Origin of the sequence: Halomonas sp. YLB-10, assembly GCF_003856855.1 — a bacterium.
Taxonomy (GTDB): domain Bacteria; phylum Pseudomonadota; class Gammaproteobacteria; order Pseudomonadales; family Halomonadaceae; genus Halomonas; species Halomonas litopenaei.
The window spans coordinates 286,014-303,265 of the sequence record NZ_RRCU01000004.1; the positions used below are offsets into that span (position 1 = coordinate 286,014).

Here is a 17,252-nt window from a genome sequence, read left to right on the forward strand (position 1 = left end):
AGACTCAGCCAACTTAAATCTCAGCAACCTCAGCTCTCACCTTGGCTCTCAATCTTGACGCGGCTCATTTTGACCGAGGCTGATCGAGAACACGGCGCAGTGTGAGCGCAGCTCGTAGTGAACATGGCTCACAAGGGCAAGACCGTATGCGGGGACACGGACTTGTTCGAGGGCCGGCCCGGCAAGGTGATTCGAGTCGATATTCAGGTGGGAGTCGAATCACTGCCAACCGTTAAAATAGCAATCGCTTTTGTGTACCGCCAGCCTGGGTTTGCTCGTTTCAGGCATTCAGAAAGCGCCAATGCGCGTCGAGCTGGGGGCAAGGGAGGCCCAGGCGTGTGGCGGCCTCGCGCAGCGGGCCGAGGATGGCGTCGTGTTCGGTGGGCCGGCCGGCCTCGATATCCTGCAGCATCGAGGCACGGTTGGCGGCGGTCCGCTCGATGACCTGCCAGACCAGGGCGCGCCAGGCGCGGTTGCCATCGTTGACGTCGCTGGCAGCAATGTTGATGGAGGGAACGTCGATGGCGGGAGCGGGAATCTCCAGTGCCGCCAGGATCTGCGCCACCTCGTCGACGGTGGCGTCGACCATGTCGCGGTAAGGATGCCCGCGCAGCTCGCCATTGCGCAGTCGGTAGCGTGCCACCAGGGGGTTGATGGCGGCGTTCACCGCCAGCTTGTGCCACAGCCGGGTGGCGATATCGTCCACCGCCTCGGTGGCCAGGCCGGCGGCGCTCAGGGTGGTGGCCAGTGATCTGGCCAGGGCTTGGGTCTGGAGGGCTTGGGTCTGGAGAGCGTCAGTCCGGAGGGGGTGGGTGTGGGGGCCGTGGCCTTCGCCTGGATGGCCGTCGAGGCCACCGTCGAGATGACCGATGACGGTCTGACCCTGGCCGGCGTGGACGACGCTGTCGTCCGCCTTGATAAAGGCGCCCTCAGTGGTGGAGGCGCACAGCACCGGCCCGCTCCAGGTATCGGTCAAGGGTCGCTGCACGCGCAGCCCGTTCTGCCACAGCACCAGCGGTGTGGCGGCAGGCAGATGGTCGGCCACCGCAGCGAAGGCTGCCCTGGCGGCGTAGGCCTTGGTGGTCAGCATGACCTGGTCGACATCGACACAGGCAAGGCGTGGCTCGGTGGTGGTGGCCAGTTCAAGGCGCTGGGTCGTGCCATCCGGTGAGGTCAGGGTCTGGTTCGTCGGCAGCGGTCGCCGCCCCAGCAGGCGTACGCTCTGGCCGCCAGCCGCAAGCCGACAGGCCAGCAGGCGGCCGATGGCGCCGGGACCGATGATCAGTGTGGTCATGTGGTGCTGCCTTTACGGGAGGGGCGGCGTTTACGCCCGGCGCTGCGGCGTGGCGAGTTGGTGCGGCGGCCTCGCTTGCTGGCGGGGCCGGCTTCCGGCGACTCGCCCTGGGCGGCGCCGAGGGCGGCACTCAGCCGCTGACTGTCGGCGCTGCCCACCAGCGTGCGAAGGTCCTCGACCAGCTGGGCGACGAAGGGTTCCGGTTCGGCCTGGGCTTCGGCGATGCCTTCCAGCCGCTGTTCCCACAGGGCGGTGCGCTCCGGGCGGCTGACCGCTTCGGGCAGCGAGTGGATCAGACCCACCCCCAGGCGTGTGGCGCGCAGCGCCTTGGCCTTGCGCACCAGATAGCCGCGCTCCAGCAGCGTCTCGATGATGCCGGCACGGGTGGCCTCGGTACCCAGACCGTCGGTTTCCCTGAGGGTGCGGCGTACCTCGGGGTCCTCCACGTAGCGGGCGATATTCATCATGGCCTTGATCAGGCTGGCATCGGTAAACGGCTCCGGTGGGCGCGTCTCGCGCTGTTCGACCTGGGCCTCCAGTGCCTGACAGGCCTCGCCCTCGACCAGCGCCGGCAACGGCGGTGGCTCGTCACGGGTGGTGAACAGGGGCTTCCAGCCGGGCACCAGCAGCGTCTGGCCGGAGGCCTGGAAGCGCTCGTCCAGCAGGCGGAACTCGGCCTTCACCTCCTGGGTTTCCAGCGTCGGATAGAACTGGGCCAGCACGTTGCGCGCGATCAGACGGTAGACGTCGGCTTCCTGACGCGACAGGCGCTCGGCAACGAAGGGCTTGCCGGTGGGGGCAAGAGCGTGGTGGGCGCCGACCTTGGCGTCGTCGAAGGCGCGTGAGCGAAGCCCCATGTCGGCGTTGGCCAGCCAACCGGACAGGGTGGTGTCATCGCGACAGGCGCTGGCCAGTTGGCCCGGCAGGCTCGCCAGGTGTTCACGCGGCAGGTAGCGACAGTCCGAGCGCGGATAGGTGATCAACTGATGGCGCTCGTAAAGGCGCTGGCAGATGTCCAGCACCGCCTTGGCCGAGAGCCCGTGGCGGCGTGCCGCATCGACCTGCAGCGCCGACAGAGAGTAAGGCAAGGGCGGCGGCTGGCGACGACGACGGGAGTCCACGCTGCTCACCTGGCCTTCAGCACCCGGCAGGCGCTCTGCCAGCGTCTGAGCAGGAGCGGCGTCGAGCAGCCGACCGCGCTCGTCCAGGCGATGGGACTCGCCGGGGACCCACCAGGCCTTCAAGGTGCCGGCGCCGACGCGCAGGTGAGCCCACAGCACATAGAAGGGGTAGGGCGTGAAATGACGGATCTCCTCATCGCGGCGCACCACCAGGCCGAGCACCGGCGTCTGCACGCGCCCCACCGACAGCACGCCATCGTGGCCCGCCTGGCGGCCGATCAGGGTCCAGGCGCGGGTCAGGTTGATGCCGTACAGCCAGTCGGCGCGGGCGCGGGTCTGGGCGGCGCGGTAGAGCGGGTAATACCTGGCATTGTCCTCGATCCGCCCGAGTGCTCGAGCCACCGCAGGCCGGTTGAGGTCGTTGATCAGCAAACGCTGGACGGGCCCCTTCCAGCCCAGGTGCTCGATCACCTCCTGGACCAGCAGCTGGCCCTCGCGGTCCGGGTCGCCGGCGTGTACCAGTTGGCGTGCCTGTTTCAGGCGCGCACGAATCACCGACAGCTGACCGCGGGCCTTGGGCCTGGGCACCAGCTTCCACTGACCGGGCACGATGGGCAGGTGGTCGCGTCGCCAGGGCTTGAAGGCCGGGTCGTAGGCATCCGGCGGCGCCTGCTCCAGCAGGTGGCCGAGGCACCAGGTGACCTCGGTGTCGCCGACGGACAGGTAGCCGTCTTTTTTCTGTGCTGCCCCGGGCAGCGCCTCGGCGATGGAGCGAGCCAGGCTCGGTTTTTCCGCAATGATCAATCGCATAGCGCACCGGTGCGGGTGAATCGTCTGGATATTCTTCCAGTATGTGTGATGAGATGCCAGGTGTACCATGGAGTGAAAAGTGTACAAGTCCTATATCATTTTTGTGTGCAGATGCGGGTAAGGTGACCGTCTTGTGACGCGCTATCCTCCCGGTGAGGCCAGCGTTGCCAGCATCTTGCAGGGCGCCCGTACGGGCAGGAGGCAGCATGCGTCAGTCAGGCCGGACACGCCGGATGCTCGGGTTGTCCGCTCGTACCGGATCGACCCTGCTGCGCTCGAGAATCGGCGGCAAGGCCGATTGGCAGGCGCTCGGCGAGTCGCTGTTTGAAGGCCTCTCCGAGCTCAAGGGGCCGGCGATGAAGATCGCTCAGGTCATGTCCCAGTGGGATGACCTGCTGCCCCCGGCCCTGGCCGAAGAGCTTGCCCGGCTACAGAAGGATGCTGCTCCGGCGCCCTGGGCCGAGATCAAGGTGGCGCTTGAGGCAGAGCTCGGCGACCTCGATGCCCTGTTCGACGAGATCGAGCCCGAGCCCTTTGCCAGCGCCTCCATGGGACAGGTGCATCGGGCCCGGACCCGGGACGGTCGTACCCTGGTGCTTAAGGTGCAGTACCCGGGGCTCGATCGGGTGCTGGAACAGGACCTGGTGCAGGTCAGAAGGCTGCTGCGACTGGGTCGCTGGCTCAAGGTGTCCCAGGCACGCCTCGATGCTCTATTCGACGAACTCGCCGATGGACTGCGGCGCGAGCTCGACTATCGCGCCGAAGCGGACGCACTGGAGCGCTACCGGCGGCGCTATGCCGATCACCCCGACCTGGTGATGCCGCAGCCCGTGAAGGAACTCAGTGGTCCAAGGGTGCTGGCGATGGAGTATCTGCCGGGGACGCCCCTGCGTGACCTCGAAGGTGCCGACGATGCCCTGCGGCAGCGGGTGTCGCGCACCCTGGCGGACTGGATCACCGAGGAGCTGTTCACCCACCACGAGTTGCACGCCGATCCCCACGCCGGCAATTTTGCCGTCGATGAACAGGGCCGGCTGGTGGTGTATGACCTGGGTGCCGTGATCGCGGTCCCCCGGGAGCGGCTGGCCGGTCTGGTGGCGCTGCTTGGGGCAACCCTGGACGGCGACCCCATGGCCATGGATGAGGCCGTGCGCGGGCTCGGCGGTCGACAGGGAGAGGGCGCGCCGCTGGCGCTGTATCGCGAATCCGCGGAAGCGGTGTCGCCGCTGTTTGCGCCCGGTGAGCAGGACTTCGGCGATGTACGGGTGCATCGGCGTCTGCGCGAGCTGAGCCCCCGGGTGTGGGGCGCGCTGGACCGCCTGCAGCCCCCTGCCGGCATGCTGTTGCTGGCGCGTACGCTCAATGGTCATTACTGGAACCTGGTGCGGCTCGAGGGGCGCCTGGACATGCATTCACGGAGTGCACAGTTGCTGGATGCCTACGCCGTCTGAGGCGCGGGTCTGCCCAGCCGGTGCATGCACTGTTAGACTGTGCCGTTTTCAATTTCGGGGAGATAGCGATGCTGGCGTTATGGGTGGATCAACTGCTGGGTTTTGCCGCGGGCGCCCTGGCAGCCATTCGGCAGGATGAACGCTATCCGAGCTTGATGAGCTGGGCGCGCGAGGAGGGGCCTGCCTGCGTGGGCGGTGACAAGGCCCTGGCCCAGGCGCTGGCTCCCGAACTGTGGTCCCAGACGCCCCTGGCACGTCTCGACTTCGCCTGTGAAACCCTGGCACGCCCTGGCCGCAACGAGCCTTGCTGGTGCGACTCTGGACGCAAGATGAAGCAGTGCTGCGGTGCCGTCAGCCTGCCCGGTCACCTGCCGCCTCATCTGATGTGGATGCTGTCGCTGCGCGAGTGGAAAGGGGAGACGCTGAAGGCTGCCCTGGCCAGTGGTCGCGCCCCTGCCCAGGCGCTATTGGAGGCGGGGCTGATCGCCGCCGAATCGGGCCAGCGAGGACGTGCCCAGCAGATCCTCGAGTCACTGTTCGACAATGCCGACTGGGAGCGCCTGCCGGAACAGGCCGAGCCCGCCTTCGAGATCCTGCTGGACCTTTTCCAGGAGCGCGGTTTCCACCGCAAGCGCGAGGCGCTGCTGGACGAGGTGCTGGAGCGGGGACCGATGTTCCTGCGTGGCGTGGCGCTGGAGCGGCTGTGTCTGATGCACCTGGACAACGACGATCTCGACAGTGCTCGCTCGGCCTTCGTGCGTGCCCAGCAGGCCCTTCCCGATTCGCCGACCCTGGCCTATATCGAGGCCATGCTGCTGCTCCACGAAGGTCACGACGAGGAAGCCATGGAGCGCTCGCGCTTCTGGCTGCGGCGGCTGACCCGCCAGGGTGATCTCGACCCCGACCAGCTGCAGTTCCTGGCCGACCTGGCCGACAACCCCGGCGCCACCCTGGCCGATCAGCTGCTGTGCGCCGAAGAGGATCTCGGCGAGCCCCTGGTGGGCCTGCAGACCCTGCTGGCGGAGTTGCCGCCGCCCCCGCCGATCAAGGTGGTGGAGGAAGATGGGCAGTTGCTGTATCGCTCCACGGCGCGGGAGGACACGCTGTTCGCCGCCTTCCAGGAGGGTTTCCAGGTCGACGTGGACCCGGATGCGCCGATGGGCTTTCTCGGAGATCCCTGGTTCAATGCCGCAGCCTGGTTGCCGGCGCTGTGTGCCAACCCCGAACAGCTTGATTCACCGGCGGTACTGCAGTCGGTGTCGCTGGCGCTGACCAGCCGTTTTGGCAGTCTTCCGTGGATGGCGCCGAGTCTGTTCGAGCCCCTGGCCGAGCGTCTCGAACGCTGGCTTTTGCAGATTCGTCAGAGTGGCGACGGCGCCTTCCAGTGGGACCAGGAAGACAACGCCCAGCTGCTGCGGGCGGGGCTTGCGCTGGTGGTGGGCATGGAGCGCGGCTCCCGCCAGCACTCGCGGGAACTGGCCGAGCTGCTGCTGTCGCTGGACGAGCAGGACAGTCTGGGTCTGCGCGAGCTGGTGCTCGACCAGTTGCTGCGTGAAGGCCGCGACGACGAGGCGCTGGAGATCAGCCGCCAGGCCCTGGAGGTCGGCCCTGCCGATGACGAGACGCCGCTGCTGGGCATGTACATGGGTCAGGTGCTGGCGCTGTACCGACTGGGCCAGCTCGACGACGCGGCCCTGGCATTGGAGAGCGCCCAGCGCCACAACGCCCACGCGGTGGCGCTTCTCTGCAGCGACAACCCCAAGCGTGGCGCCACCCCCGGCAATGGCCAACTGGCCGAGCCCGGCACCCGCGCCGAGGCCTGGCAGTACCGTACCCTGATGCGCGATCAGTGGCGCAGCACACCGGGCGCGCTGGCCTGGCTTGAGGAGCGCAGCGGACGGCGCGGTTGATCGCAAGCCCCGCTCAAGGCGCGCACTACAAGGCGGGTTCAGCAATGGGGGGGATCGCTGCCTGCGCTGGATGACGGCTCCGGCTGAGCCTGGGAGCGCGTAGCGCCGAAGGTCTACTCAGACCCCCAGTTACGGGGCCAAACGCTGAAGCACCATGGAAAAAGAGGGCCGACAACGTCGGCCCTCTTTTGGTTATGCACGCTGCATCGATGGCGTCATGGCTTGTCGAGGCTGACGGCGTGATCCCCTGGGTCGCGCACATGGTGTCGCCAGACCCACAGCGCCATCAGGATGGCCGGTACGCCCAGCGCCGAGGCCAGCACAAAGAAGCTCGGGTAGCCCATGCCCTCCACCACCAGGCCGCCAAAGCCTGACAGGAACTTTCCGGGCAGCGTCATCAACGACGAGAACAGGGCGTACTGGGTGGCGGTGTAGGCCCGCGAGGTCAGGCTCGACAGGAAGGCGATGAACACCGCGCTTGCCAGGCCATTGCTGAGGTTGTCGCCGACGATAGTGAGCACCAGCAGCGAGTGCTGGGCGCCACTGAGCGCCAGCCAGGCGAACATCAGGTTGGTCAGCACGGTGGCCGTAGCGCCGAGCACCAGGATGCGTCCGATGCCGTAGCGCACCACCAGCACCCCGCCGACCAACCCGCCGAGGAGACTCATGATGACGCCGAACACCTTGGTCACGGTGGCGATGGTGTCGAGGCTGAAGCCCAGGTCGACGTAGAGCGGATAGGCCATCGAGGCCATCGCCAGGTCGCTGATGCGATAGATGCCGATAAACAGCAAAAGTCCCAGTGCGCCCAGTCCGAAGCGCCCGAAGAAGTCGAGAAAGGGGCAGACCACGGAGCCGATCAACCAGGCGCCGGTGCGCCGGACCCATGCGGGCCGGCCGCGGCTGGCCCGCAGGAAGGCGCGCACCCGGGGCTCCTTGGCCAGGCGACTGGCCAGCGGTTGGCGCGGCGGCTCGGGACGCAGCAGTACGGTGATCATGCCCACCGCCGTCAGTGCCGCCATGCACTGGTAGGACACCTGCCAGGAGAAGGCCGACGCCAGATACAGCGCCCCTGCACCGGCCATGATCAGGCCGCCGCGATAGCCGATGATGTAGGTGGACGCCATCGCTGCCTGGACCTCGTCCTCGGCCGACTCGATACGAAAGGCGTCGATGGCGATGTCCTGGGTGGCCGAGCCGAAGGCCACCATCAGCGCAAACAGCGCCACCGCGCCGAGCTGGGAGGCCGGGTCGAGTGACGAAAGGCCCAGCAGGCCGCCCATGATCAGCGCCTGGCCGGCAAGCATCCAGCTGCGCCGCTGGCCCAGCAGGCGGGTCAGCAGCGGCAGGCGGAAGGCGTCCACCACCGGTGCCCAGAAGAACTTTATCGAGTACAGCAGTCCAATCCACGAGAAGAAACCGATGGCGGCGACCTCGACCCCGCTGGTACGCAGCCAGGTGGTCAGGGTGGAGAACACCAGCAGAAAGGGAAGGCCCGCAGAAAAGCCCAGAAACAGCATGGCCAGCACGGGTAATCGCAGGTAGACGCGCAGGGCGTCGACCCAGGGATGCTGGCCGGACGAGGTGGGCATGGATAGCCTCCTTGCAGTTGGTCGGCCACAGGCCGCCTTCCGAATGGTAAAATGCGCGCAACATCTCGGTGCGGCTCGACGAATTGTTGCAAAGCCGCAGGGGCGATACCAGCGGTGATCATCAAGGGTCGTTCGGGACGCACCGGGAACCGCGTCAATGACAGGCGATACTGCCGGCTTGGTGGCTGGTGGTGGTTGAGTCTGGAAGGAGTCACATGAGTCACAGCAATATCGAGGCGGGCCTGGGGGGCGATGCCACCCCGCGCTGGTACGTGGTCCAGTGCAAGGGCGGAGAGTCGTTCCGGGCCGCCGAGCATCTGGCCAACCAGGGATACGAGCTCTTTCATCCGGTGCTGGAGGTGCAGAAGAAGCGCCGCAACAAGCTGACCTGGGTCGAGGAGCCGTTGTTCCCCTACTATCTGTTTCTGCGGCTCGACCAGGTCGAGAGCAACTGGCGCCCGATTCGCTCGACCCGCGGAGTGTTGAAGATCGTGACCTTCGGGCTGTCGATGCCGGTGCCGGTCAGCGATGAGCTGATCGACCTGCTGCGCCAGCACGGCGAAGCCAAGGACGACGATCCTGGCCAGCTTTACTTCCGGGCCGGAGAGTCGGTGGAGATCACCGACGGACCCTTCAAGGACCTCAAGGCGGTGTTCGAGAGCCACAAGGGCGAAGAGCGGGCGATCGTGCTGCTCAACATGCTGCATCGCCAGCAGCGCCTGGAAATGCCCGTCGCCGCGCTCAAGCGCCAGGACTGATGTCGACCCCAAGGAGCCCGAGATGAGAGTTTCTCCCCAGTGTGTGGTGCGTCTGCACTATGTCCTGAGCAACCAGCAGGGCGACGTCCTGGATGATTCCTGGAAGCGCGATGAGCCGCTGGAGTATCTGCACGGCCACGGCAACCTGATGGAAGGCCTCGAGCGGGCCCTGGTCGACGCCGAGGTCGGCAGTCGCCTCAGTGTCACCCTGTCCCCGGCCGAGGCCTATGGCATGCGCGACGAGTCGCTGGTGCGCGAGGTGGGACGCCAGGCCTTTCCTGGTACCGATCTGCGCCCCGGCATGTGCTTCCAGACCCCCGGCGATGCCGGCCCGCAGATCGTCAGCGTGGTGGAGGTCAAGGGGGACAGCGTGGTGGTGGACACCAACCACCCCCTGGCCGGGGAGACCCTGTCGTATCGCCTCGAGGTGCTCGATATTCGCCAGGCGACCCGCGCCGAACTGGCCAAGGGGCACCCGCTGCCGCCCGGCACCGAGGCCTCCGAGGTGGAGGACCGCAAGGTCCTCTAGGGTCCCGGCAGTGGTAGCTGGAGGCGCTTTCGCTGAAAGGGTGCCACAGACGACGAAAAAGCCGCCTGTTGAAGGCGGCTTTTTCGTCGTCATGGCGGGCCGATGTCTCGCGGTCACCCTTGACGCAGGTCAGCACAATTCAAGGGCCGACCGGGTACCATGAATTCATCGACACAGAGACAGGAGGACAGCGCCATGTACGTCGACAACGCCGTCATTTTCGGGCTGGGTGCCGTCGCTCTCTCTGTGGCCTTCATGGCCGGCTGGATCGCTTTTATCATCCGCGACGCTCACCGTCGCAAGCGATAGCCGTCAACCAGCGTCAGGGGAGGGGGAGTCATCCCCCTTTTTCAACCGACCCTTCGGGGTCGGTTTTTTTTGCTTTATTGCACCTGAGCGCACCTGAACTCGCCTGAATTCCTCTGGACCCGCCTGCCAGGCGCGCCGCGACAAGCCGCGGCGCGACAAGCCGCGGCGCGCCAGGCGGGGCCTTAAAGGGCGATGCGCTGCTTGAGGAACTCGACGATCTCGTCGGCGGGCACCATGGTGGCCTCGCTGTCACGGCGACCCTTGTACTCGAGCTCACCCTTGTCGAGGCTGCGATCGCCCACCACCAGCCGATGGGGCAGACCCATCAGTTCCTGATCGGCGAAGCGCACGCCGGGACGCAGATCACGATCATCCAGCAGCACGTCGAAGCCGGCGGCGCTGAGTTCGTCATGCAGGCGCTCGCTGGTCTCGCGCACGCGCTGGGACTTGTGGGCGTTCATCGGCACGATGGCGATATGGAAGGGGGCGATGGCGTCGGGCCAGATGATCCCGCCCTGGTCGTGGTTCTGCTCGATGGCAGAGGCCACCACGCGGGTGATGCCGATGCCGTAGCAGCCCATCCAGGGGTGAACCGCCTTGCCTTCGTCGCCCAGCACGGTGGCATTCATCGCCTCGCTGTACTTGCGACCGAGCTGGAACACGTGGCCTACCTCGATGCCGCGCTTGATCGACAGCACGCCCTTGCCGTCGGGTGACGGGTCACCCTCGACCACGTTACGCAGGTCGGCGACCTTGGGCAGGGCCACGTCGCGCTCCCAGTTGATGCCGAAGTAGTGCTTGCCGTCGACGTTGGCACCGGCGCCGAAGTCGCTCATCAGCGCCACGCTGCGATCGATGACGATCGGCATCTCGAGCCCCACCGGGCCCAGCGAGCCGGGGCCGGCGCCCACGGCGGCGCGGATCTCTTCTTCGCTGGCCATGGTCAGCGGCGTCGCCACCTCCTCGAGGTGCTCGGCCTTGACCTCGTTGAGTTCATGATCACCGCGCACCAGCAGCGCCACCAGGCCGCCCTCGTGGCCGTGCACCATCAGGGTCTTGATGGTCTTCTCGATGGGCAGGCCGTGCTGCTCGACCAGGGTGGCGATGGTCTTGGCATTGGGGGTGTCGACCAGCCTCAGCTCCTCGGCGGGCTCGGCGCGGCGGGCATCGCTGTCCAGGGGCGCAGGCAGGGCCTCGGCCTTTTCCATGTTGGCGGCGTAGTCGGACTCGGTGGAGAAGACGATATCGTCCTCGCCGGAGTCGGCCAGTACGTGGAATTCGTGGGAGCCGGTACCGCCGATGGAGCCGTTGTCGGCGATCACCGGACGGAAGTCGAGACCCAGGCGAGTGAAGATGCGCACGTAGGCGTCGTACATCTTCTGGTAGGTGTCCTTGAGCGAGGCCTCGTCCAGGTGGAAGGAGTAGGCGTCCTTCATGATGAACTCACGCGAGCGCATGACCCCGAAGCGCGGACGGATCTCGTCACGGAACTTGGTCTGGATCTGGTAGAAGTTGGCCGGCAGCTGCTTGTAGCTGGCGATCTCCTTGCGTACCAGGTCGGTGATCACCTCTTCGTGGGTCGGGCCGACGCAGTAGTCACGCTGGTGTCGATCCTTCAGGCGCAGCAGTTCCGGACCGTACTGCTCCCAGCGGCCGGACTCCTGCCACAGCTCGGCCGGCTGCACCGCCGGCATCAGCAGCTCCTGGGCGCCGGCACGGTCCATCTCCTCGCGCACGATACGCTCCACCTTGCGCAGGGTGCGAAGGCCCAGCGGCAGCCAGGTGTACAGGCCGGAGGTGAGGCGGCGAATCATGCCCGCGCGCAGCATCAGCTGGTGGCTGATGACCTCGGCGTCGGCAGGAGTTTCCTTCAGGGTACTGATCAGAAGTTCGGTGGCGCGCATGGGTCCGCAGGTTCCTTCACATCGAGTCTGGTAAGCGCTGGAGGCGAGCAGGACAGCAGGCTGTCCCGTCGATGGCCGTCGAGGGGCATCCTCGGCGACTCGCATCCGGCCATGAAAGTGACGTGCATTGTACGGGGAAGGTGTCATGCCGGCAAAAGCAACCGCCACCGTTGGTGGCGACAAGGAGCGAAGGGTGGCGAACGTGATAGGATGCGCATGAGTTTTATCATGCTGGGCAGCGGTCGAGTCGTTGCCGGCACCGCTTTCCGTCATTTATGCCAGATTACTGCAAGAGGAAGTTGTTCATGCTGCGTCCGCCCCGTCTGCTTACCGGCCTGGTGCTCGCCACCACCCTGACCTCGCTCGTCGGCTGCGGCACCGTCTTTCACCCTGAACGCAAGGGGCAGATCAGTGGTCGCATCGACCCGGTGGTGGCGGTGGCCAACGGCGTCGGCCTGCTGTTCTTTATCGTGCCCGGGGTGATCGCCTACGCGGTGGACTTCTCCAACGGCACCATCTACCTGCCGGGCACGGGCTCCGCCAGTGTCGATTCTCTGCCCATGGGCGAGGGGCGTGATCTGGCGAGCCTCGAGCGGCTGGTTAGCGAACGTGTCGGTACCGAGGTCAAGCTGAGCGACGAGCTGGTGCGTGTCGAGCAGGTCGAGAGCCTGGATGAGGCCCTGGCCATGGTGCGCATGGCCAGTGACGAGGCGACCCACGCTGGCCGTGGTTTGCCAGCCAATGCCTTGCCAGCCAGTGCCTCGCCCGACAGCGTGTCGCTGGACGGCTGAGATCGATCACGCCGGGTGCGCCCACAGCACCCGGCGGTTGCTCCTGTGGTTCTTCCCTTGTCTTGTGGTTCTTCCATCGCCGCCTGAGCGGCCGCCCCCGCAGCATCCTTCCCGCAATCTCTACCGCCCCCGACTCAGCGCCTGCGCTGCAGTCTCAGCACGATCAGCCCCGCCACCAGGCCCCAGAAGGCCGAGCCGATGCCCGCCAGGGTCAATGGCGATGCGGTGATGGCGAAGGTGACCAGCACCGCGTCCAGGTTGTCGCCGTCGCTGAAGGCGGTACGTAGCGCACCGCCCAGGGTGGCCATCAGCGCAAGTCCCGCCACCACCGCGATCATGGCGCTGGGCAGGGCGTCGAACAACGACGCCACCGTCGCCCCCAGGGCGCCCAGCAGCAGATAGCCCATTCCCGCCGCAATGCCGGCGGTGTAGCGTCGCCCAGGCTCGCGGTGGGCCTCTTCGCCAAGGCAGGGGGCCGCGCTGATCGCCGCCATGTTGACGCCGTGGCCACCGAAGGGTGCCATCAGCAGCGACGCCAGGCCGGTGGCCCCCAGGCTTGGCGCCACCGGTGGCGTAAAGCCCGCGCTTCTGACCATGGCGAACCCCGGCAGGTTCTGGGTGGTCAGGGTGACCGCGAACAGCGGTATGCCGATACCCAGGCACACCACAGGATCGAAGGCCGGGGTCACCCAGGCGGGACGGGTCAGACTCACGGCAACACCCGCCAGACTCAAGTCGCCGCGGCCCAGGCACAGCGCCACCCCCGCGGCCAGGACCGTGACGATGGCCAGGCGTGGCGCCAGGCGGCGGCACAGCATCCATACACCCAGCAGAGCCAGCGGCAGCCAGGGGTCCGTCTGCACGGTGGTGAAGACTTCCAGCACGAAGGGCAACAGGATGCCGGCCAGCATGGCCGAGGCGATCGACGCCGGCACCACCGCCATGATGCGCTCGACCAGGCCGCTGGCGGCGACGGCGAGCATCAGCAGCGATGACAGCAGGAAGGCACCGACGGCCTGGTCGAAGGGCACGCCGGGCAACTGGGTCACCAGCAACGCCGCCCCGGGCGTCGACCAGGCGGTCAGCAGCGGCATGCGATAGCGCCAGGACAGCCCCAGCGATGTCACACCCATGCCGATGCCCAGGGCCCACATCCAGGAGCCGATCTGGGCCTGATCGATAGCGGCGGCCTGGGCCGCCTGGAAGATGATCGCGGCGGAACTGGCGTAGCCGATCAAGACCGCGGCGAACCCGGCGGCCAGCGTGGAGGGATGAAGGTCGTCGAGCATCTTCGGGCGATGCGTCTGGCCAGCCTTGGCGGCCAGTGAACTTGGCGAAGCTTTCATGAGACGGTCCAGAAAAAGCCAGGGAAACCGCGGAGCGGGTACATTCGTGCTTGTGCGTTATAACGTCCAAGGCTAGCAGTGGACGTTATAACGCACAAGCATGCTGAAGTGAGAGAAGAGAGAAGAGGGAAGAGACGAGAGACGAGGAACAAGAGAAGAGGAACAAGAGGCAGGAGTCGTGGCGCGTAAGGTGTGGTGTGCTGACCGCAAGCGACGGCGGGCCAGCGGCGTAAACCTTGCGTATACTGGGCCGACCTTTCTGGAGGCCGCCATGCAGGATATTGCCGACCATATCGCCACCACCCTGAAGGGACTGCGCCAGGCTCAGGGCTGGAGTCTCGAGCGTGCCGCTCGCGAAACCGGCGTCAGCAAGGCCATGCTCGGCCAGATCGAGCGTGGCGAGTCGAGTCCCACCGTCGCCACGCTATGGCGTATCGCCAGCGGCTTTCGGGTCAGCTTCTCGTCGCTGTTCGGAAGCCCGACACGGGCCATGGACGGCCCCCTGGAAGAACGGCGCGTGAGTATCGACGATTCGGTATGGGGCAGGGACAGCGCCGGCATGCGCGCCAAGCTGCTGTTTCCCTATGATCCCATGCTGGGTTTCGAGATGTTCGAGATCGAGCTGGCCGAAGGCGCCGAGAGCGCTTCGAGTCCCCATGCGCCGGGGGTGGTGGAGCATCTGGTGGTGGTGGAGGGCGAGCTGGTGCTGGCGATCGACGACGACTGGCATCTGTTGAAGGCGGGGGAGGGGCTGCGCTTCTTCGCCGATCGTCCCCACCTGATGCGCAATGAGGGGCCGGGGACGCTGCGCTTTCACGATGTGATCCACTATCTACCCGGCGCGGCCAGCGACGGTTCCGGTTGAAGCTCGTCCCGTCACGTCGTCAGAGTGCTTTCCGTTGCGCTCCTTGTTCCAATTGCTCCAGCGCCTCGGGTCGATAGCGCTCGAGCAGGGCCCATAGCCTTGCCGCGCTGTCGGCGTCTGGCTGGCCATCGAAGTTCGCCGGTCGAAAGTGCAGTTGGAAGGCCCGCAGGGTGGCGCGACTGGCGTCATCCCACACGCCACTGGCTTCGATCCCGTAGCCCCAGGCGGCCAGCGCCCGCTGCCATTCGATCAGCGCCGGTGGTTCACGCTCGAAGCGGCTGCGGTAGTGGGCGACGCGCGGGGCCTCGGGCCAGGCGCCGATGCCGGCCTCGTGAAGCTTGCGCCAGGGAAAGGCCGGCCCCGGGTCGAGCTTGCGCAGCGGTGCCACGTCGGAGTGCGCCAGCACGTGCTCCGGGGCGATCCGGTGACGCTCGATGATATCCCGGGCCAGCGGAATCAAGGCGTTGAGCTGGTCATCGGGGTAGCTTGCCCAGCGCACCGGGCCCTCGGGGGCGTCTAGCTCGCTGCCGACCCAGGCGCGATCGGGCCCCTGGTTGACGATCTCGATGCCGATGGAGGTGTCGTTGAGCCCCACGCGATTGCCCCAGCGGCTGGCGCCGGCGTGCCAGGCACGGCGGCTCTCGGGCACCAGCTGGAACACCACCGGGGTGTTCTGCAGGCGTCGCGTGGGCAGCGGCACCAGATAGTGGCTCGATACCCGGGGCCCGGTCAGGGCGCGCAGGGAGTCGGCCTGGTTCTCGTCGGTGTAGTGCAGGATCAGGAAGTGCACGCGGCTATTGTGGCCCCGAGCCGGATGGCGATGGTCCACCACATAGCCGTCGCGCGGCTCCAGGGCGGGGCCCCGCTGGATCAGCGCCTCGGTGGCCAGGCCGCCGGCAAGGTCGCAGCCGGCAAGCCCGATCAGTGAAACGAGCAGGGCGCCTACAAGCAGCCCAGGCCTGCGTCGATCGCGGAGATGCCCCGGCGCAGTCACGAAGACCGTGGCGTTTTTCCTTGTCCACTTCCTTATACACTTGGTCAGCCACCCGATCAGCCACCTTGTCATGCGCTTTGGCATCCGTTCTGTCATGCACTTTGGCATCCGTTCTGTCATCCGCCTTGGCCTCCGAGCCACAGTCGCACCAGCAGGCCAAGCACCAGGGTGCTGGTGACGCTGGCCAGGGTTCCCAGCAGCACATACTCGGTCAACTTGCGGTCTCGGCTCTCCTTCAGGTCACCAAAACGCAGCACGGACTTGGCCGCCAGCAGAAAGCCGACGGCGGTGAGTTGGTCGAGCAGGGTCAGGGTCAGTACCAGCAGGCGCTCGAGGATGCCGATGCGGGCGCCGGCCCGATCCAGCGTACCGGGTGCCTTGAGTTGTCGAGCCAGGGGGGCCATGGCCAGGGCGATGGCGACCGCCATGGGCCGGGTGACCAGCAAATAGGCGAGCAGCAGGAGCAGCGAGGACGGTGTACTCAGGTGTGCAAGCATCGCTGTCAGTGGCGACAGGCTACCGACGAGCCACAGCCACACCACCACGATGGTCGCGCCGTGCAGGCCCTGGTCGAGCATGAACAGGCCAAGTTGCCGGGTGGGCCAGCGTCGCGTCGCCTTGGTCTTGGCGGCGTCGATCGTCCAGTGGGCGAGCCCCAGCATCATGGCCGCCAAGGTGGCGTCGATGCCGTCGTCGATACCGGCGACAGACTGCAAGGCGCACAGCGCAAGCCAGGCAAGGACGGCATGCACCAGAGCATGCAGTGCCAGACTGGGACTGCGTATGCCGCGGGCCTGTCTATCCGCTACCCAGCGATCCGGTTGCAGCACGAAGTCGCCAAGCAGGTGCGCCAGCAGCAGGGCCAGTAGAAGCGACAGCGACGACGATGACGCTGGTGCGAGATCCAGGACCAGAGTGTTCATGTGCGCTCCTGCGCCGCCGACGCCAGACAGGCCAGGGTATCGCTCAGCAGTGCCCAACGGGCGGTCTTCAGTCGCTTGTGGACACTGGGCTGGCGGATGCCCAGTCGGCCGGCCATCTCGGCCTGGGTCAGCTCGGGCTCGGCCAGGCTGAGGGCCACCACCTGAGCGGAGGGGGCGGACCAGGCGTCGATCATCTCGTCGAGATAGCGTATCAGCAGCGACTCGGCGGTGGTCCCGGACGGGGCGAAGCCAAGGTGAGCGCCATTGGCGGACAGACCGTCCAGGGCCTGCCCTGAGGCCATGAAGGGGGGATCATCGGCGTCGGCCAGGGGGGCGCCTGGGGCCCAGTCCGCCGGGCCCCGGGCGACGGCGACACGAGCGTCCCAGCGTTCGTGGGCTGGACTCTGGCCGATCAGGCTGGCGCGCAATGCCACCGCCGCCTCAAGGCCCCGGTCGCCCTGGCGGATGGCCAGTTGGAAGCCATCGCCACGAAAGCGGTGGAAGTCGCCGTCGTGGCGTCTGGCCAGGGCCCCGAGGGTGTCATCGAGGCAGCGGTAGAGGGCCTCGCGATCACGTTGACGAGAGGCAATCAGGTCGCCGGTGAGTACAGCGATGATGGGATCGGACATGACGCGGATGGCTCCGTGGTGAGCGC

At 66.8% G+C, this 17,252-nt stretch carries 15 protein-coding genes; 7 read left to right on the plus strand and 8 right to left on the minus strand.

Annotated elements, in window-relative coordinates; all coding sequences use genetic code 11:
* Positions 1–280 precede the first annotated feature (280 nt).
* Both EBB56_RS11240 and EBB56_RS11245 read right to left on the minus strand, forming a co-directional pair.
* Entirely contained in the window at positions 281–1,294 is a 1,014-nt protein-coding gene (locus EBB56_RS11240) for a ketopantoate reductase family protein (RefSeq protein ID WP_045994244.1), read from the minus strand.
* Positions 1,291–3,225, minus strand: coding sequence for a DNA topoisomerase III (locus EBB56_RS11245; RefSeq protein WP_045994243.1), 1,935 nt, complete (start codon positions 3,223–3,225; stop codon positions 1,291–1,293). The genes EBB56_RS11240 and EBB56_RS11245 overlap by 4 nt, the downstream gene beginning before the upstream one ends.
* 206 nt (positions 3,226–3,431) lie before the next feature.
* Here EBB56_RS11245 and EBB56_RS11250 point away from each other — a divergent pair, with 206 nt between their 5' ends.
* Together EBB56_RS11250 and EBB56_RS11255 are read left to right on the plus strand one after the other, a co-directional pair.
* A complete protein-coding gene (locus EBB56_RS11250) occupies positions 3,432–4,676 on the plus strand; it encodes an AarF/ABC1/UbiB kinase family protein (RefSeq protein WP_108447712.1) in 1,245 nt (414 codons plus the stop codon).
* Positions 4,677–4,744: 68 nt separating this feature from the next.
* Complete coding sequence (locus tag EBB56_RS11255; RefSeq protein ID WP_045994241.1) at positions 4,745–6,586, plus strand: SEC-C domain-containing protein; 1,842 nt, start codon at positions 4,745–4,747, stop codon at positions 6,584–6,586.
* A gap of 215 nt (positions 6,587–6,801) precedes the next feature.
* Here EBB56_RS11255 and EBB56_RS11260 read toward each other — a convergent pair whose 3' ends face one another.
* A complete protein-coding gene (locus EBB56_RS11260; RefSeq protein ID WP_045994240.1) occupies positions 6,802–8,178 on the minus strand; it encodes an AmpG family muropeptide MFS transporter in 1,377 nt (458 codons plus the stop codon).
* A gap of 215 nt (positions 8,179–8,393) precedes the next feature.
* Here EBB56_RS11260 and rfaH point away from each other — a divergent pair, with 215 nt between their 5' ends.
* From rfaH to ccoM, 3 genes are all read left to right on the plus strand, one after another.
* A complete protein-coding gene (gene rfaH, locus EBB56_RS11265; RefSeq protein WP_045994239.1) occupies positions 8,394–8,936 on the plus strand; it encodes a transcription/translation regulatory transformer protein RfaH in 543 nt (180 codons plus the stop codon).
* A 22-nt stretch (positions 8,937–8,958) separates the two neighbouring features.
* Positions 8,959–9,465 (plus strand): peptidylprolyl isomerase, encoded by a 507-nt coding sequence (locus EBB56_RS11270; RefSeq protein ID WP_108132719.1) that lies wholly within the window; start codon positions 8,959–8,961, stop codon positions 9,463–9,465.
* A 195-nt stretch (positions 9,466–9,660) separates the two neighbouring features.
* Positions 9,661–9,774: a cytochrome c oxidase subunit CcoM gene (ccoM, locus tag EBB56_RS22275; protein WP_286985057.1), complete on the plus strand. Its 114-nt coding sequence runs from the start codon at positions 9,661–9,663 to the stop codon at positions 9,772–9,774.
* Positions 9,775–9,956: 182 nt separating this feature from the next.
* Here the strand turns inward: ccoM and EBB56_RS11275 are convergent, their stop codons facing one another.
* Positions 9,957–11,678, minus strand: a complete 1,722-nt coding sequence (locus tag EBB56_RS11275) for a proline--tRNA ligase (protein WP_045994237.1) — start codon at positions 11,676–11,678, stop codon at positions 9,957–9,959.
* A gap of 305 nt (positions 11,679–11,983) precedes the next feature.
* Here EBB56_RS11275 and EBB56_RS11280 point away from each other — a divergent pair, with 305 nt between their 5' ends.
* Complete coding sequence (locus tag EBB56_RS11280; protein ID WP_260425336.1) at positions 11,984–12,469, plus strand: hypothetical protein; 486 nt, start codon at positions 11,984–11,986, stop codon at positions 12,467–12,469.
* Positions 12,470–12,603: 134 nt separating this feature from the next.
* Here the strand turns inward: EBB56_RS11280 and EBB56_RS11285 are convergent, their stop codons facing one another.
* Positions 12,604–13,815, minus strand: a complete 1,212-nt coding sequence (locus EBB56_RS11285; RefSeq protein WP_231498638.1) for a benzoate/H(+) symporter BenE family transporter — start codon at positions 13,813–13,815, stop codon at positions 12,604–12,606.
* Between the two features lie 271 nt (positions 13,816–14,086).
* Here EBB56_RS11285 and EBB56_RS11290 point away from each other — a divergent pair, with 271 nt between their 5' ends.
* A complete protein-coding gene (locus EBB56_RS11290) occupies positions 14,087–14,680 on the plus strand; it encodes a helix-turn-helix domain-containing protein (protein ID WP_045994260.1) in 594 nt (197 codons plus the stop codon).
* A 19-nt stretch (positions 14,681–14,699) separates the two neighbouring features.
* On the opposite strand, the gene EBB56_RS11295 is transcribed toward EBB56_RS11290, so the two are convergent.
* Genes EBB56_RS11295 through EBB56_RS11305 form a run of 3 tightly spaced genes read right to left on the minus strand, consistent with a single transcriptional unit; the run spans position 14,700 to position 17,226 of the window.
* Complete coding sequence (locus EBB56_RS11295) at positions 14,700–15,746, minus strand: N-acetylmuramoyl-L-alanine amidase (protein ID WP_124804389.1); 1,047 nt, start codon at positions 15,744–15,746, stop codon at positions 14,700–14,702.
* A 44-nt stretch (positions 15,747–15,790) separates the two neighbouring features.
* Complete coding sequence (locus EBB56_RS11300) at positions 15,791–16,597, minus strand: DUF3307 domain-containing protein (protein ID WP_124804390.1); 807 nt, start codon at positions 16,595–16,597, stop codon at positions 15,791–15,793.
* Positions 16,594–17,226: a hypothetical protein gene (locus EBB56_RS11305; protein WP_124804391.1), complete on the minus strand. Its 633-nt coding sequence runs from the start codon at positions 17,224–17,226 to the stop codon at positions 16,594–16,596. Before EBB56_RS11305 ends, EBB56_RS11300 begins: the two co-directional genes overlap by 4 nt.
* Positions 17,227–17,252 lie beyond the last annotated feature (26 nt).

Excerpts from the sequence above, each read along its gene's own strand:
- EBB56_RS11240 (WP_045994244.1), bottom strand. The coding sequence starts at position 1,294 with ATGACCACACTGATCATCGGTCCCGGCGCCATCGGCCGCCTGCTGGCC.
- EBB56_RS11245 (WP_045994243.1), bottom strand. The coding sequence starts at position 3,225 with ATGCGATTGATCATTGCGGAAAAACCGAGCCTGGCTCGCTCCATCGCC.
- EBB56_RS11250 (WP_108447712.1), top strand. The coding sequence starts at position 3,432 with ATGCGTCAGTCAGGCCGGACACGCCGGATGCTCGGGTTGTCCGCTCGT.
- EBB56_RS11255 (WP_045994241.1), top strand. The coding sequence starts at position 4,745 with ATGCTGGCGTTATGGGTGGATCAACTGCTGGGTTTTGCCGCGGGCGCC.
- EBB56_RS11260 (WP_045994240.1), bottom strand. The coding sequence starts at position 8,178 with ATGCCCACCTCGTCCGGCCAGCATCCCTGGGTCGACGCCCTGCGCGTC.
- rfaH (WP_045994239.1), top strand. The coding sequence starts at position 8,394 with ATGAGTCACAGCAATATCGAGGCGGGCCTGGGGGGCGATGCCACCCCG.
- EBB56_RS11270 (WP_108132719.1), top strand. The coding sequence starts at position 8,959 with ATGAGAGTTTCTCCCCAGTGTGTGGTGCGTCTGCACTATGTCCTGAGC.
- ccoM (WP_286985057.1), top strand. The coding sequence starts at position 9,661 with ATGTACGTCGACAACGCCGTCATTTTCGGGCTGGGTGCCGTCGCTCTC.
- EBB56_RS11275 (WP_045994237.1), bottom strand. The coding sequence starts at position 11,678 with ATGCGCGCCACCGAACTTCTGATCAGTACCCTGAAGGAAACTCCTGCC.
- EBB56_RS11280 (WP_260425336.1), top strand. The coding sequence starts at position 11,984 with ATGCTGCGTCCGCCCCGTCTGCTTACCGGCCTGGTGCTCGCCACCACC.
- EBB56_RS11285 (WP_231498638.1), bottom strand. The coding sequence starts at position 13,815 with ATGAAAGCTTCGCCAAGTTCACTGGCCGCCAAGGCTGGCCAGACGCAT.
- EBB56_RS11290 (WP_045994260.1), top strand. The coding sequence starts at position 14,087 with ATGCAGGATATTGCCGACCATATCGCCACCACCCTGAAGGGACTGCGC.
- EBB56_RS11295 (WP_124804389.1), bottom strand. The coding sequence starts at position 15,746 with ATGACAAGGTGGCTGATCGGGTGGCTGACCAAGTGTATAAGGAAGTGG.
- EBB56_RS11300 (WP_124804390.1), bottom strand. The coding sequence starts at position 16,597 with ATGAACACTCTGGTCCTGGATCTCGCACCAGCGTCATCGTCGTCGCTG.
- EBB56_RS11305 (WP_124804391.1), bottom strand. The coding sequence starts at position 17,226 with ATGTCCGATCCCATCATCGCTGTACTCACCGGCGACCTGATTGCCTCT.